Origin of the sequence: Desulforhopalus sp. (assembly GCA_030247675.1) — a bacterium.
In the GTDB taxonomy this organism is placed as follows: domain Bacteria; phylum Desulfobacterota; class Desulfobulbia; order Desulfobulbales; family Desulfocapsaceae; genus Desulforhopalus_A.
Window position 1 is genome coordinate 223,824 of sequence record JAOTRX010000005.1, and the last position, 15,350, is coordinate 239,173.

14 protein-coding genes and 1 tRNA gene are annotated in these 15,350 nt (G+C 44.9%); 7 read left to right on the forward strand and 8 right to left on the reverse strand.

The window, feature by feature from the left end; translation table 11 throughout:
- Positions 1 to 78 precede the first annotated feature (78 nt).
- The 3 genes from malQ to OEL83_12520 all read left to right on the forward strand — a co-directional run bounded on the left by malQ (position 79) and on the right by OEL83_12520 (position 2,258).
- Positions 79 to 1,614, forward strand: coding sequence for a 4-alpha-glucanotransferase (gene malQ / locus OEL83_12510; protein ID MDK9707863.1), 1,536 nt, complete (start codon positions 79 to 81; stop codon positions 1,612 to 1,614).
- An 89-nt stretch (positions 1,615 to 1,703) separates the two neighbouring features.
- A tRNA-Glu gene (locus OEL83_12515) sits at positions 1,704 to 1,779 on the forward strand.
- A gap of 311 nt (positions 1,780 to 2,090) precedes the next feature.
- The gene (locus OEL83_12520; protein ID MDK9707864.1) at positions 2,091 to 2,258 is read left to right on the forward strand and encodes a hypothetical protein; all 168 of its coding nucleotides are present in this window, start codon (positions 2,091 to 2,093) and stop codon (positions 2,256 to 2,258) included.
- A gap of 113 nt (positions 2,259 to 2,371) precedes the next feature.
- On the opposite strand, the gene OEL83_12525 is transcribed toward OEL83_12520, so the two are convergent.
- Positions 2,372 to 2,878 carry a hypothetical protein gene (locus tag OEL83_12525; GenBank protein MDK9707865.1) on the reverse strand — a complete coding sequence of 169 codons (507 nt, stop codon included), beginning with the start codon at positions 2,876 to 2,878 and terminating at the stop codon, positions 2,372 to 2,374.
- A gap of 313 nt (positions 2,879 to 3,191) precedes the next feature.
- Here OEL83_12525 and OEL83_12530 point away from each other — a divergent pair, with 313 nt between their 5' ends.
- On the forward strand, positions 3,192 to 3,419 hold the full coding sequence (locus OEL83_12530) for an RNA-binding S4 domain-containing protein (GenBank protein MDK9707866.1): 228 nt from the start codon (positions 3,192 to 3,194) through the stop codon (positions 3,417 to 3,419).
- 53 nt (positions 3,420 to 3,472) lie between these two features.
- Here the strand turns inward: OEL83_12530 and OEL83_12535 are convergent, their stop codons facing one another.
- Entirely contained in the window at positions 3,473 to 5,002 is a 1,530-nt protein-coding gene (locus OEL83_12535; protein MDK9707867.1) for a leucyl aminopeptidase, read from the reverse strand.
- Positions 5,003 to 5,182: 180 nt separating this feature from the next.
- Between OEL83_12535 and OEL83_12540 the strand changes: the two genes are divergently transcribed.
- Positions 5,183 to 6,253, forward strand: coding sequence for a CNNM domain-containing protein (locus OEL83_12540; protein MDK9707868.1), 1,071 nt, complete (start codon positions 5,183 to 5,185; stop codon positions 6,251 to 6,253).
- Here the strand turns inward: OEL83_12540 and OEL83_12545 are convergent.
- The 3 genes from OEL83_12545 to OEL83_12555 form a co-directional block, all read right to left on the reverse strand.
- Positions 6,243 to 7,334, reverse strand: a complete 1,092-nt coding sequence (locus tag OEL83_12545) for a trypsin-like peptidase domain-containing protein (protein ID MDK9707869.1) — start codon at positions 7,332 to 7,334, stop codon at positions 6,243 to 6,245. The genes OEL83_12540 and OEL83_12545 overlap by 11 nt on opposite strands.
- A gap of 42 nt (positions 7,335 to 7,376) precedes the next feature.
- Entirely contained in the window at positions 7,377 to 8,759 is a 1,383-nt protein-coding gene (gene mgtE, locus OEL83_12550; protein ID MDK9707870.1) for a magnesium transporter, read from the reverse strand.
- A 234-nt stretch (positions 8,760 to 8,993) separates the two neighbouring features.
- Positions 8,994 to 9,194: a DUF2065 domain-containing protein gene (locus OEL83_12555; protein ID MDK9707871.1), complete on the reverse strand. Its 201-nt coding sequence runs from the start codon at positions 9,192 to 9,194 to the stop codon at positions 8,994 to 8,996.
- Between the two features lie 194 nt (positions 9,195 to 9,388).
- Between OEL83_12555 and purM the strand changes: the two genes are divergently transcribed.
- Positions 9,389 to 10,444 (forward strand): phosphoribosylformylglycinamidine cyclo-ligase, encoded by a 1,056-nt coding sequence (purM, locus tag OEL83_12560; protein MDK9707872.1) that lies wholly within the window; start codon positions 9,389 to 9,391, stop codon positions 10,442 to 10,444.
- Between the two features lie 73 nt (positions 10,445 to 10,517).
- Here purM and OEL83_12565 read toward each other — a convergent pair whose 3' ends face one another.
- Positions 10,518 to 11,036: a MogA/MoaB family molybdenum cofactor biosynthesis protein gene (locus tag OEL83_12565; protein MDK9707873.1), complete on the reverse strand. Its 519-nt coding sequence runs from the start codon at positions 11,034 to 11,036 to the stop codon at positions 10,518 to 10,520.
- A gap of 15 nt (positions 11,037 to 11,051) precedes the next feature.
- On the reverse strand, positions 11,052 to 13,115 hold the full coding sequence (gene fusA, locus OEL83_12570) for an elongation factor G (protein ID MDK9707874.1): 2,064 nt from the start codon (positions 13,113 to 13,115) through the stop codon (positions 11,052 to 11,054).
- Positions 13,116 to 13,390: 275 nt separating this feature from the next.
- Here fusA and murJ point away from each other — a divergent pair, with 275 nt between their 5' ends.
- A complete protein-coding gene (murJ, locus tag OEL83_12575) occupies positions 13,391 to 14,983 on the forward strand; it encodes a murein biosynthesis integral membrane protein MurJ (GenBank protein ID MDK9707875.1) in 1,593 nt (530 codons plus the stop codon).
- A gap of 27 nt (positions 14,984 to 15,010) precedes the next feature.
- Here the strand turns inward: murJ and OEL83_12580 are convergent, their stop codons facing one another.
- The gene (locus OEL83_12580) at positions 15,011 to 15,322 is read right to left on the reverse strand and encodes a phasin family protein (protein ID MDK9707876.1); all 312 of its coding nucleotides are present in this window, start codon (positions 15,320 to 15,322) and stop codon (positions 15,011 to 15,013) included.
- Between the last annotated feature and the right edge of the window lie 28 nt (positions 15,323 to 15,350).

The following is a 15,350-nucleotide window of genomic DNA, read 5'->3' on the forward strand; positions in this document are numbered from 1 at the left end:
TCAAGGTAGGTGGCAGTTTTTCTTTTCTTTACTTTCCGCACCGGAAATAGTGTTAAAATCTCCTGAAATCGAACCTCTATGCAAAAAAAACGATCTAGTGGCATACTCGCCCATATAACATCCCTTCCCTCACCGTTTGGCATTGGTGATATCGGGCCATCAAGCTATGCATTTTTAGATTATTTGGTCGATTGCGGCCAAAGCTATTGGCAATTTCTGCCAACTGGCCCAGTCAGTGAGATTTTTGACAATTCACCATACATGAGTACTTCTGCATTTGCCGGCTCCTCCCTGCTCATCTCCCCAGAGCTGCTTTTCCAAGAAGGACTTATAGCCCGATCGGATCTAGACCATGTTCCCAGTTTTTCTCCATACACCACTGACTTTGAAAAAGTTCGTGGGTACAAGGATGCCTTATTGCGTCAGGCTTTTCGGAATTTCAAGCCCTTTAAAACTCCAGGCTACGAGTCATTCATCAATTCTAATACATGGTTGAATGAATACGCATTATTTATGACTTTGAAAGAAATTTTCAACAACTCTGGATGGTTTCAATGGCCATCGCAGATAGCATCAGCCGACAGAAAATCACTTAAATTACTTATCGATCAGCACGATGAAAAGATAAATTATTATCGATTTCAGCAATTTGAATTCTTCAGACAATGGCAACTGCTTCGTCAGTATGCAAAACAAAAGCAAATTTTCCTCATCGGGGACCTGCCAATCTACGTCAGCTATGACAGTGCCGATGTCTGGGCTCACCAGGCAATTTTTTCTCTCAATCGGCAAACCCTTCGACCAATAAATATTGCCGGCGTCCCTCCTGATTATTTCAGTGAGACTGGCCAACGATGGGGCAACCCACTTTATGATTGGCACGCCCGCGATATCAAGGTGCAAGAACAGCTACTAAACTGGTGGACTGCCCGTTTTTCAACACTTTTTGAGCTCGTGGACATGACTCGCATCGACCATTTCAGAGGTTTTGAGTCCTTTTGGGCTATCCCAGAGGAAGATGCCACAGCCATGGGTGGGAAATGGTTAAAAGGACCGGGTGCTGACTTTTTCCACCAAATTACCAAGAGGCTCGGACCACTCAATATACTTGCTGAAGACCTCGGTATTATCACACCTGAGGTAGAGGCGTTACGTTTAGAACTAGGTTATCCTGGGATGAAGGTCTTACAATTTGCCTTTGATGGCAACCCGGAAAACAGTTACTTGCCTTATAATTTCCAATCGCCGGAATGTGTTGTTTATACTGGAACACATGACAACGACACAACCGTCGGCTGGTATTTGAGCAATGCCATACCCGACAGCCTTCGCGAAACCATAAAAAGAACCGCGAACAGATCCTTACATGATGCGACTGGGGTTCACCACGATTTTATTTTTCTGGCCCATTCATCCATAGCCATACTCTCCATCCTCCCCCTCCAAGATGTTTTGGGATTCGGCAACGACTGCAAGATGAATACACCTGGCGTTCCCAGAGGAAATTGGCGATGGCGATGCGCCAAAGAATTTCTTACTTCCAACACAGCAGAATATCTAAAAAACTCAACAAATCTTTTTGGCCGGGGAAGACACTTAAGGCCAATTTGCTGATTAATGATAGTGTAAAATGGCAAGAGCAATAATTGTATCAAGAAATGGTTGACAACAAAACCGCGGTCAGTTATAAGACAGCACAATTTGGCCCCATCGTCTAGTGGCCTAGGACACTGGCCTCTCACGCCGGCAACAGGGGTTCGAGTCCCCTTGGGGTCACCAAGCAAATTCAAGCACTTAATGTAAAACGCATTAAGTGCTTTTTTGTTTTTTATTTATCAACTATCAAGTGTTTTCAGCATGAGTGTCAGAAGTGTCTTCGGTATTCCTCTCCATCAATCCGTTCACCACCCCAGCAGTTGTCATTAAAACAACTACGCACATTGGAAAGTTCTTCTAAGAAATCCGGTCACAAATAACCTGACACCCGAGTAATTTTATGCATAAGAATAGAACAAAGTTTAGCGCTATCACAGTTGCTCCACACTAAAGAGAGTGTTTTTCAATAGTATAGAACTAAAGGAGACCAAACAGTGGAAATCGATACATTAATCTTACTGACACTGCTGGCTGCAGCCTTCTACTGGTGGCTGAAATTGCAAATAATCGAAACAAGAGATCTCGCTAAAGAGAAGGAGAAACAGAGACAAGACCGAATGAGGCGCGTTGAAAGACTGCAACGGTTGGTCAACAAACAATAACCAGCATCTCAGCAAGATTGCCAATCCAATTTTTCGAAACGCTCGATCTGATCAGCACCAATTGTTGATAGCTGATACTGACCAGATCGATAGACTGAGCTGTGAGAAAGGGACTATTTGGTAAGTGGCTCTCCAAAAGGATTGAGACGCCCTGCAGTTGCTACGTCTACCGTCACATACAAATTCGCCTGGGTCTTTCCAAAGCCTGGAGTCATATCTTCGGTAAGTTCAACCATACAAGTTCTGCTTGGCTTGGTAAAAGCGAGAACGACGCTATCGGAAGATGCCTCGGCAACCAGCTTCCACTTGTGATTCCGCATCGCCGTAATCATATAATCACGTAGAGAACCGATCTGTACCCTGCCCCGGTATACATGTTTACCGCCTTGAAATGAATCGGTTCGCATAGCCATGCTCTTTTCCGGTTGAAGGATCATTTCAATTGGCAATTCTATGTCTCCGTAGCTTTCGACCATCGTTGAAACAGGAGTCAAATCGCCCTCTCTAATAGGCTGAGAACTGCTCTGACTGCTACTGGTGGAACAGCTGGACAGCAAATTGAGCATGAGAACAAAAGCACACCCACAGCCAATTTTCTTCGCCAATGAATTCATCCGCATAATCTACACTCCCTTGTGGAAATTAGTATATAATCAACCTGTTACTTTGTGAAAAAAAGATTCGACTTTTAGTCCTCCGTCCAAAGTGCCATTTTAAACGAGGAAAGAGGTAACAAATCAAGAAAAAACAACTTATTGCTTTATACCATACTCTTCCAAGAATTCGAACTGTTTTGCACTGAGAGCTCCTTGCAGATCGAACTGTTTGCAAACTTAGCGCTTTTTGGAAAAATGAATATCCCTAATCCACATGATGCAAAATCAAACCAATAAATTACTTAATCAACGCTAATCCCTAAGGAACTACTTAACAATGTCAGAACAATACCAGAACGTTAGAGTTGCTAGCTTGCCGATCCGTCTTGGGCAATTCCTTAAACTCGCCAATATTGCACAAGACGGCTATGAGGCGACTATGCGAATACAGAACGGTGAAGTGAAAGTAAATGGCGAAATAGAGACCAAAAGAGGTAAAAAACTTCAGGTGCTAGACACAATCTCCGTTGCCGGTATTGAATGGCGTATCGTACCTCCTGAATAACCTTTGTAGACAGTTTATGAAGACGTCGCATAAGCCAAACACCTTTTTACGACCTACTCGCTACCTTCCCATCGCCTGATCAATTCGATCAGGGTTCTCACTCCAAAGCCAGAAGGACCTTTTGGAATATATGATTTCTCCGTAAAATCCCAAGCCGTGCCGGCAATGTCTATATGAGCCCAGGGTGTTGTGCCGACAAACTGGTGAAGATATTCAGCTGCGGTTATGCATCCCGCCGGTTTCCCGCCGGTATTCTTAATGTCGGCAACCTGTGATTTTATCTGTTTTACATACATTTCGCCCAGAGGCAAGCGCCAGAGAGGTTCACAACAAACCTTACTAATTGCAATTAGTTTCTCAGCTAGTTGTTCGTTATTGCTCAACAAACCAGAATAGTGATGCCCCAACGCAAAAATCACTGAGCCGGTGAGTGTCGCCAAATCAATGACCCAATCAGGTTGATACTTCTCTATTCCATAGGCCAGTGCATCAGCAAGAATCAGTCGTCCTTCCGCATCAGTACTTTCAATTTCTACCGTTATTCCACCGTAATGAGTAATAATATCTCCTGGTTTCAAGGCACCGCCACCTGCCATGTTATCCGTAGCGGGAACAATTGCAACGACCCTGACGTTTGGTTGTTCACGGCCAATGGCTGCCATTGCCGCTAATACCGCCGCCCCTCCGCACATGTCATACTTCATGTCCATCATCCCTTGGGCAGGTTTAAGGCTCACTCCTCCTGAATCAAAGGTCAATCCTTTGCCAACTAAGAGAATGGTCGGTCCCTTTTTAGGAGGAACATATTCGAGGACAATCAGTTTTGGAGGTTCCTCTGAACCTTGATTGACAGCAAGGATCCCGCCCATGCCAAGATTAGCCATGTCTGCTTTTTCAAAAACCGTACAGTGTAATTGGAGCGTTTTGCCAAGGTCCATAGCATACTGTGCAAAATGTGTTGGAGTCCAACCATTTCCGGGCTCATTGGCCATATCTCTTGCTGAATTTACAGCGTTTGCGCTATTGATAGCCTTAGTAGCGCAACCACGAATACCCGAACTATTTTTGTTCACCAGCAAATCAATCTTTGAAAGCCCTGGGTAAAGGTCTTCCTTATCTCTTTTGGTTTTGTATTTGAGGAATTGGTAATTTCCAAGGAGTATCCCCTCGATCAGATATTCTCCTACGGCACTATCCTGAATATCTCCCGAGCTTGGAATATATATGCCAACATGCGATGCACTACAACTCTTGCACTTACTGGCAATTGATCCTCCGGCTATCCGTAATAATTCATATTGTTCATTTATATCGATAATTCCCTTCCAATATCCCAAACCAACAAACAGAAGCCTACGGCAGCGGAGTTTTCCCGCTAACACATCAAAGGGTGGATATAACAAAATCTGTTCGTCTTTTTTCCCTGAAAATTCTTTGTAATCCGCCATTGATTGTAAAAGTGCGTGAAAGAGATTATCACCCCTACAGGCTCCATTTTCATCTAAAGTTACCAAAACTACTAGAAGATCTCCGGAAAAAACCTCAATATTTTTATTTAAAACGACAACCTTTGTATTTTTCATGGAGCACCAAATATGGAATTCAATAAAATCAAGCTGTTCACTCTTTATAATTAGACAATATGCAGTATAATTCCCACAGGAATATGATAATGCGATACTTTTTTACTATCAAGCTCCCTCAACTACCCATAAAATATTTCTCCTTTGCAAGCCGAAAATCCTCTATCTATGGAGTTTTATTTGTTAATCGAGATCATCGCATTATCCGCTATTAGTACACTAATATTAGCAGCTCTTTGCACTCTTTGCGAAGCAGTTATCTGTTCAATTACCTTCAATCAGATAGAAATTCTCAAAAAGAGTCACCATGCTACTGCCGAATATCTCCATTCCCTCCGCACAAATATTGATGACTCTACAACCGCACTTCTTACCTTAAAAATCACAGCGATTATCATCGGCACCACTGTTGCCGGTATCGCTTCAGCAAAAGCCTTCGGCAATCAATATCTCTGGTTGTTCACCGTCTTCTTTAGCCTTTGCATCCTGATTTTTTCATTTTTTATATCGAAAGCTATCGGAGCAAACTATGCATATAAACTTGCTCCATACATCACATATCCACTGCTCATGCTGGTTGTCCTTCTCAAACCATTTATCAGACTTTGCCAAAGTCTTTTCAGATTGCTCCCTCAAAAAACAGAAGAAAAGATGTCGACACGGGGACAGCGGACCATCGCCCCATTCTCACTGGATTCCACTGACCTCGAAGCAAACGAGGCTAAAGTCATCAGCAATATAATCGATCTGAAACATAAAATCGTTAGACAGGTGATGACCCCGAGGACGGTCACATTCTCTCTCAACGAACACATGACGGTTGGCAACGCAGTGGCCAAACTTAACGAATTAAGCAGCCATAGCCGAATCCCCATATATAACCGTGAACCGAATAACGTTACCGGCATCATCATGCGCAAGGACATCCTTCAGGCAGCCACTGAAGGAAAAAACAAGCTAACCTTGACAAAATTTAAACATCCTGCGAATTTCGTCCCGGAAACTGCAAGATTAAACCGAATACTCATCGAATTTTTCGATCATAGGCAACATCTCTTCTTCGTTGTTGATGAATATGGCACCATGACTGGGATTATTTCCATGGAGGATGTGCTTGAAGAAATTATCGGAAGAGAAATTGTTGACGAATCCGACAATACTAAGGACATGCGCGAGCTAGCCCGCGCTAGAAATATCGAATCCCGCAGAAACCTTAGAAAAACCAGTAAAAACAAGGGACTCAGTTTATAGCGGCAAGGCGGATGGGCACTTCGAAGGTTTCACCGTCTCTCACAATTGTCAACATGATCTCCGCCCCGACGTTGAGACGTTCGAGTGCAGTGTGCAAATCTTCGTATGATTGGACCTTAGTTTTCCCAACAGCGACAATGATATCACCCAGTACCACGTCCCCCCGGTATTGGGTTGTTGGCCGCAACCCGGCTTTTGCTGCAGGACTGTCTTTTTCTATCCCAAGGATGAGTGCCCCTTGGATACCCATGTCCTTTACAATCCGCTCATCTACCAGAGTCACCCCTATTCCTGGTTTTATCACCTTGCCGTGTTTGATGAGTTGCGGGACGATCTGGTTGACAATATCAACCGCCACGGCAAAACCAATTCCTGCATACGCTCCGGATGGGCTGTAGATTGAGGTATTAATCCCTATCAATCTCCCAGCACTATCCAGTAGAGGTCCACCGGAATTTCCGGGATTGATAGCGGCATCAGTCTGAATCGCTCCCGGGATAACCCGGCCGGTTATTGCTGTAATTTCCCTATTCAGAGCAGAAATAATTCCCGAGGTTATTGTTTGGTCAAGACCAAAGGGATTGCCAATAGCAAAGACTTTCTGTCCAACCTGAAGATCTTTTGAACTTCCTATGGTTATCGGTCGCAGTTGGTAGCCCGGAGCATCAATCTGCAGTACCGCTATATCCTTATCGGGCGCAGCTCCGACCAAGATGGCCTTGTGAGTAGTGTTATCGGCCATCGTCACCTGTACCCGACTGGCATCACTAATTACGTGAAAATTAGTGACTATACGACCCATGTTATCCCAAATGAAGCCGGTCCCAGTACCTTGCGGTATCTCAACGGCGTTCATTGAGAAAAATCCCCGTCTCAGGGCGATACTGGTTACATGCACCACCGACTGAGAATTATTGCGGAAAATGTCGATAGTATTTTGCTCATCAGTCGCCAAATCACCCCTGGCTGCTACGACTCGGGGTTCAGCTTTCGAGGAATAATATAACCGCTGAACAGGATCGATCAGCACCCATAAACCCAGAAAAAGAACTACAAAAACAGCGATATAGGATTTATTCAATGGGCGAAACTCCCTCTAATGACCATCTTCATTAACATTTCTCTATAACTCCAGAAAAAGCTTTGCTACAGAGAAATACATCAGAACTCCAAGGATATCGATGGATGTGGTTACAAATGGACCGGTAGCAATAGCCGCATCTACGTCAAAACGTTTCAATACAAGGGGTATGGCTGTGCCTAAAGTCGCGGACATGGCCATGCAAAAGAAAATGGAAATACCAACAACGACACCAAGCAATGCGGGTTCAGAAAAGCCAAGATAGGCAATAACTCCGAGGAAAAGCCCATAGATCAAGCCCAGTATAAGGCCAATTCGCATTTCTCTGAACACCACTCGAAGAGATTCATCGAGATTAACTCGCCCGGTTGCAATACCCCTGACAATGATAGTCGACGACTGCGTAGCAATATTTCCTCCCATACCAATGACAATCGGTATAAAAGAAGCGAGTGCAATTACCTTCTGTAACTCGTGTTCGAAAGCACCAATAATAAACATTGCTACGATTCCACCAATCCACGAGGCAAACAACCAGGGCGCTCTGATAAATGCACTCTCTTTTGTCGACTTCAAGAGTATCTCCCGATCTTTACCGGCTCCGGCCATTTGCAGAAACTCTTCGGACGCCTCCTCCCGAATGACGTCAATAATATCATCAACCGTCACGATACCAACGAGAGTGTAGCTGGTGTCAACCACCGGTACCGCAAGTATATTGTATTTGGAAACGATCTGAGCGACCTCTCCTTGATCAGTATCTGTGGTCACCGAGATGACATGAGGATTCATAATTTCTTTCAACTTGCGGTCGGCAGGATGCATAAGCAGTTCCCGTAATGACACAACCCCGGATAGCTTGTGTTCACCGTGAGTGATATAGAGATAGAAAACCATCTCTTTTTCTTCACTGCGTTTCTGTACGCATTTGATGGCCTCACCGGCAGAAGATTCTTCATCAAGGTACATAAAATCCGGTGACATCAAGCCGCCAGCGGTCTCAGGATCATACTGAAGAAGCTCTTCTACTTCTTCTCGATCCTTCTTGGCCATGTGTTCTCGGATATCATTGGCGATTTCATGGGGAAGAACCTCCAGGATATCCACCGCATCATCGGAGGGCATCGCTGTAAAAATCTCGGCGAGGTTTTGCGGTGTCAGCCCCTTCACCAGATCGGTGACATGCATTACATCGAGTTCACTTAAAAATTCGCCAACCGCTTCGGTTTTTACAATTATTCCAAAAACGACAGTCCTTTCTTCTTCAGTCAGATGCCTGTATACCCATGCAACATCAGCAGGATGAGTTTTCAGAAGCAGTTTCCGCAAATGATCTGTGGCACCTCGCCTGTTCAGCCTGCGCACCATATCGAGGATAACCATACCCTCGTTACCTATCAGCTCTCTTTTGTCTTTCTCCGACATATGCGTTCCGAAAAGAATTCGTTATAATCTCATTGGCACAAAGTATATGATTTACCAAAGGCCTGGGTTCCGCTGAGATCAACAAAGAGTGGTCGACAAAAAACGGCAAACTTCTTGCCGTGGTCTGATACTATTTTGGTTTTGGAATTGAAAATTGTCTACGGTCGACAATGCTATTTAGTCAATATGGATGGTTCCGATGAGTATAACCACTTTGCAATGTAATAAGCCAACCTATTCAAACAATGAGGTTTTTTGCACAATAAAACAAATTATCAAACCAAACAGCATCGCAATCAGGCCCACAGCACGTAATTGACCCGGATTGATTTCGCTCAATTTTTTTAGCCAAATCTGCATTTTTTCCGGAGCGGCCACGTACGGTAGCCCTTCAATAATCAGGATAAGGCCCACGAGAAGGGTTAGAAGTTTCATGGCGAATCTATCTACCAGAATGGTTGCACTATTTCAATATTCTCATCCAGGTCGCAGAGCCCTTGCTTCCTCAGCATTTCGAAGGAACGGGTGTAATTGCATTGCATTTTCTGGTCTGCACTAATATTATATCTCGTCAATTGTCCTTGAAACACCTTTCTTTTTAATTTCTAGCTACAAACACAACAACCCATATGAGCAACACAAAACCAAGCAAATACAGCGAAGCCGGAGTAGATATTGACAAAGGCAACGCTTTCATTGAGGAAATTCGCGATATTGTAGCTTCGACACATCAACGCGGTGTCCTTGGTGGAATAGGCGGTTTCTCCTCGCATTTCGCCATCGACACGAACAAATACAAAAAGCCGGTTATTGTCAATTCGACGGATGGTGTTGGTACAAAACTCGTCATCGCCCAACTCTGCAACAAGCATGACACTATTGGCATTGACCTTGTTGCTATGTGCGTCAATGACCTGATTGTCGGAGGAGCGACCCCCCTCTGTTTCCTCGACTATTTTGCCGTTGGGAAATTGGACCTTAGTGTTGCAAAGGAAGTTATTCGCGGCATAGCCGAAGGTTGCCGACAAGCGAACTGCTCTCTGGTGGGTGGTGAAACTGCCGAAATGCCTGGAATCTACCAAAATCAAGACTATGATCTGGCCGGATTTGTGACCGGTATTGTCGACCGAGATTCCATTATTGATGGTTCAGATATTCGTGCCGGTGACAAAATTATTGGACTTACCTCTAGTGGCCTCCATTCTAATGGCTATTCTCTGGTACGAAAAATCTGTTTTGCCGATCATCAGCTGACTGTTGACCAATTCTTCGAAGAATTGGGATGTACTTTGGGCGAAGAACTTCTAAAACCTACCAAGATTTATGTGCAGGCAGTCCTCAATGTGTTGAAAAATTATCGCTTAAACGGCATGGTACACAATACTGGCGGTGGTTTTATTGACAACATCCCAAGAATTCTCCCTAAAGGTTACAAGGCAATTCTGGACACAACCAAGTGGAGTACTCCACCAATTTTCACATTTTTGCAACGATTGGGCGAGATTCCAGAGGAAGAAATGTATCGGACCTTCAATATGGGAATCGGTTTGCTGGTGGTAGTCGACGAGGCGCAGGCAATCGATATTTGTCACCACTTTGCAGCAGTTGGTGAAGAAGCCACCATCATCGGTGAAATCGCCCCCATGGAAGAGGGCGAAATTGAAACAGTTCAGATCATGAAATAGCATCGGGCAAGAGCCACCCAAACAGCCCGACCAAAAACACCAGGGGGCATGGTTACTGACCATACCCCCTTTTTTATTCAGTGGATATCCCGCAGTCGCTGGTCTCCCCACCGATTTTTTCCAAGGCGTGCGACAGTACCGGAAGGATAACTTCTAGATTCTCCTTCACTGCCTTAAGACTTCCGGGAAAATTCACAATCAGGCTTTTCCCTCGTATCCCGACTTTCCCTCTCGACAGCATTGCTCTTGGAGTTTTCAATAAACTCGCGCTTCGCATGGCCTCAGCCATTCCTGGAATTTCCCGGTCAAGCACTTCATTCATGGCTTCCGGGGTAACGTCTGACGGCGATACCCCAGTGCCACCCGTAGTAACAATGAGATCAACTTTCAAGTCATCGGCAAATTGTTTGAGATGAGCGATTATCTCCTGCTTCTGGTCCGGAACAATAGTATACGATCGAAGCACGAAGCCCTCCTCGGCGAGCTTCTTCTTGAGATACGGACCACTGGTATCCTCCCTTTCACCGCGAGATCCTTTGTCACTCATCGTTAAAACGGCGAAGGAGTAGCTTTCTTTCATCTTATCAACCATAATACCGGCAATGGATTAGCCATTTTGAACAGCTGCCTCGGCAATGATTTTTTCTGCAATCTGACCTGGGACCTCCTCGTAATGGGAGAAGGACACACTAAAACTGCCAAGGCCACCGGTCATAGAGGTAAGATCGGTAGCATACTCTAAGACCTCGGCCTGAGGTACCTGAGCGTTGATAATCTCCAACCCGTCGGCAGAATCCATCCCCATGACCTTGCCCCGGCGGGAATTCAGGTCTCCCATCACATCACCAACATTTTCCTTACCGACCCTGATCTCCATATTTAGATATGGCTCCAAGAGGACAAGGCCAGCTTCCTGGGCACCCTTTTTGAAAGCGAGTGATCCGGCGATCTTAAAAGCCATCTCAGACGAATCGACATTATGGAATGAGCCATCAACCAGGACCACCTTGATGTCGGTGACGGGATAACCCGCTAGCACTCCCTTTTCCATTGCTTCCTGTATACCTTTGTCAACCGCCGGCCGATAATTCTGAGGAATAACGCCACCTACAATTTGATCAACAAATTCATATTTCCCACCAGGAAGAGGAGAAATCTCTATCCAACAATCTCCGAATTGGCCGCGACCACCACTTTGTTTTTTATGTTTACCCTGAACTCTGGCAGAGGATTTAATTGTTTCCATATAAGGAATTCTCGGGGTACTAAGCTCCATCTCGACCCCGAATTTCCGTTTAATCCTAGCGCCAACAACATCAAGATGTACCCTGCCGACACCGGACAAAAGCACCTGTTTCGTTTCCTGCTGCCGGGTAATTTGCAAGGTCAAATCTTCGTCGAGTAATTTGGTAATCGATGAAAACACTTTCTCCTCATCACCCTTTTTGGCACTTACCGCAAAGGAAATGACCGGCTTAAGAGGCTCAGGAGCCTGGAATACAATCTGCTTTGCGGGATCGCAAAGAGTGTCTCCCGTTATGGTTTCTTTCAACTTTGCAACACCAATGATCATGCCTGGGCCGGCATATTCGACTGGTTTCTGTTCTTTGCCCTCAAGTACGTACAGTTGTCCAAATCTTTCAGAGGTCTTTTGCGTTGAATTATAAAAAGTATCCCCCTTCAGAACACCGCTGAACACCCTAAAAATAGTCAACCTGCCGGTGTAGGGATCAGCCATTGTTTTAAAAACCAAGGCTGCAAAAGGTGCCGTATCTAGAGGCTGAACTTCGATAGTTTCGTTGCTCCCTTCCTTTTTCGCTGAAATCGGCGCTCGATCAGAAGGAGATGGCATGTATGAATTAATAACGTCGAGAATGGCGGTGACGCCTTTGTTGAGGGTTGCCGAGCAGACACAGACAGGAGATATCGCGGCCTTCTTGACACCATTTTTCAAGCCGTTAAGAACTTCGTCAGCAGTTAATTCACCTTCTTCCAAGAATTTCTCGATTAAATCGTCATCGGTCTCAGCGACAGCCTCCATCAGGCTTTCTCGAAGAAGTGCAACATCATCCTCCATCTCAACCGGGATATCGGCAGGCTTGAGGTTGCCTTTATCGCCATCAAATAGATAAGCTTTGCCACTCGCGATATCGACGAATCCTTTAAAATTATCTTCCGCACCAATTGGCAGATGCAAAATTACAGGATTTAAGGGAAGCGTCTCTTTGATCTGGTCGACGGTCCCGAGAAAATCTGCCCGCTCTCTGTCCATCTTATTTACAACTATGACAGTTGGCAGATTTCGTTGTTTTACCATCTTGGAAAACTTGATAGTTTGTCCTTTGATACCCATGACAGCATCAACAGTAAAAAGAGCACTGTCACAGATGTGCGAGGCAAACATCGTTTCATTGAGGAAATTGTCATCACCGGGGGTATCGATCAAAAAGACGCTATGCTTTTTCCAGGTATAATTATGGAAACTGGTGTTTATGGATATCTTCCTGCTCACTTCCTCTTCTTCATAGTCCATCGCTGAACTACCGTCATCAACCTTACCCAAGCGGCTGATTTTGCCGGCACTGAAGAGCATAGCTTCAGCGAGGGACGTTTTTCCACAATTTCCGTGACCTATAATAGCTACGTTCCTTACTATATTTGTATCCTGCATTCGCATCTCCTCAAAATCATCGATTTTTCAATGCTCTCACCAAATACCTGTATATCCCGCCTGTCACCATCCCAGCGTCCGGACGGCATATTCATATATTCAATTTCAAAATACAAAGTCAAGAAAGATTAGCCAAGGATTGGGGTTTAAAAAGAAAAATTTCGGTGAGAAATTTTGAGTGAGAACAAAAGGATGATTTTGTGGCAAAAGTGACGTAATCAGGGTATTCTTCCGGCGCCGATTTTCTGTTTCAATTCCTCCAGGACAAACTCCCTTTGACAGAGCAAAAACAACAAAAACGAACCATTGCAAAATCTGCAGCTTCCGTTGGAATAGCTGTCATGTGCAGCCGTATTCTCGGCTTGATCAGGGAGCAGGTTTTTGCTGGGTTGTTTGGTGCGGGATTTATCTACGACGCCTTTGTTGTGGCGTTCCGTATTCCTAACCTGTTGAGAGACCTTTTTGCGGAGGGGGCTTTGTCCGCTGCCTTTGTCACGGTGTTTTCTGCTTATGACAAGCAAAGGACAAAAGAAGAGACCTGGCACCTTGCAGCTAACGTGCTGAATTTCATTCTTATTCTCTTAAGTACAATTACCCTTTTCATGATTTTTTTTGCCGGAGAAATTGTTTTCCTGCTGGCACCTGATTTTTCCCTGATTGACGGCAAAACCGAGCTCACCGTCCTGTTGACTCGGATCATGTCACCTTTTCTCGTCTTTATCTCCCTTTCTGCTGTTGTAATGGGAATTTTAAACACCAAGGGACATTTTTTTATTCCAGCCATTGCCTCCAGCTTCTTTAATCTCGGCTCGGTTATTGGTGGCACGGCCTTGGCGTTCATTCTTCCCCGTTATGGGCAACCGGCTATCGTTGGAATGGCTGTTGGAACACTTATCGGCGGTATGCTGCAACTTGGGGTCCAAATACCATCTCTTTATAGAACCGGCTTTCGCTATACGCCAAGGGTACGGATTACAGATCCAGGACTCAGACGAATCCTTAGTTTAATGATACCGGCAACCGTTGGTCTGTCTGCGACACAGATTAACCTGTTTATCAACACCAATTTTGCTGCTTCCTGTCCCGAAGGTTCCGTTTCCTGGCTGTATTACGCCTTCAGGTTGGTGCAATTGCCTATCGGCATCTTTGGCGTTGCCTTGTCCATTGCTATGCTGCCTGTTTTGGCAAAGCAAGCAGCAGACAAAGATATCGTGGCAATGAAAGATACCATGATATCTTCCCTCACCATGGTCTTTGCTCTGACTGTGCCGGCAACAGCTGGCCTCATTATTCTATCCCAACCCATCATCCGGGTTATATTTGAGCACGGTGCCTTTACCAGCATTGACACATATGCAACTGCTGAGACCCTAAGTCTTTATGCAATAGGTCTTTTTGCCTATTCAGCCAACAAGGTTCTCGTCCCGGCATTTTACGCTCTGGATAAAACCAGGTATCCAGTTATCGCCAGCTTCCTTGCAATTTTTTTCAATATCGCCATTATCAGTCTCAGTATTGATGCATTTCAACACAAGGCGATTGCGCTCTCAACCTCCTGCACCATGCTTATCAATTTCTTGTTTCTTATGGTTGTACTATACAAGAGTCTGCATGGGTACTCCATACGCTACTTATCAATTGGTTGCTTAAAGATCAGCATTGCCACCCTTGCCCTTAGTACTCTTTTGCTCCTTGGCCGATTTCTTTTGGCAAATTGGCTGAATGGCACAATCGTTCAGCAGACAACTGCCCTCTTTTTCGTTATATTCTCTGGAGTTGCTCTTTACACAATTATCCTGGATAAACTCCGACTGACCGAATTGAATATCCTCACCGAGAAGATGAAAGCCAGATTTCACAGGACATAGACGGGCAAAGGAAAATCTCGCTCCAAACTATTGCTTGTTGCGCAGAGCTTCTATCTCTTTTCGCAAACCTGCTATCTCAGTTTGCAATTTTTCCACATCGGTAACCCTTGCGAGCTGCATCCTGCCGATAGCTGCTTCGACCACTTTGTCGGTTTGCTTTTTCAGAGCCTCCTTTGACTCCTCAGCACGCTGTCGCATCTCCGAAACCAATTTCTCACCTTCCTGCTCGGAAAGCTTCCCCTTATCTATCAGCTCGCGAGAAAACTCGTCAATTTTCTCTTTAGTGAGAAAGGCTATTCCCATTCCAGTGAACACAGCTTTTTTTATTAGATCTATCATTGGCATACCTCCAGTACTTTTTTACAAA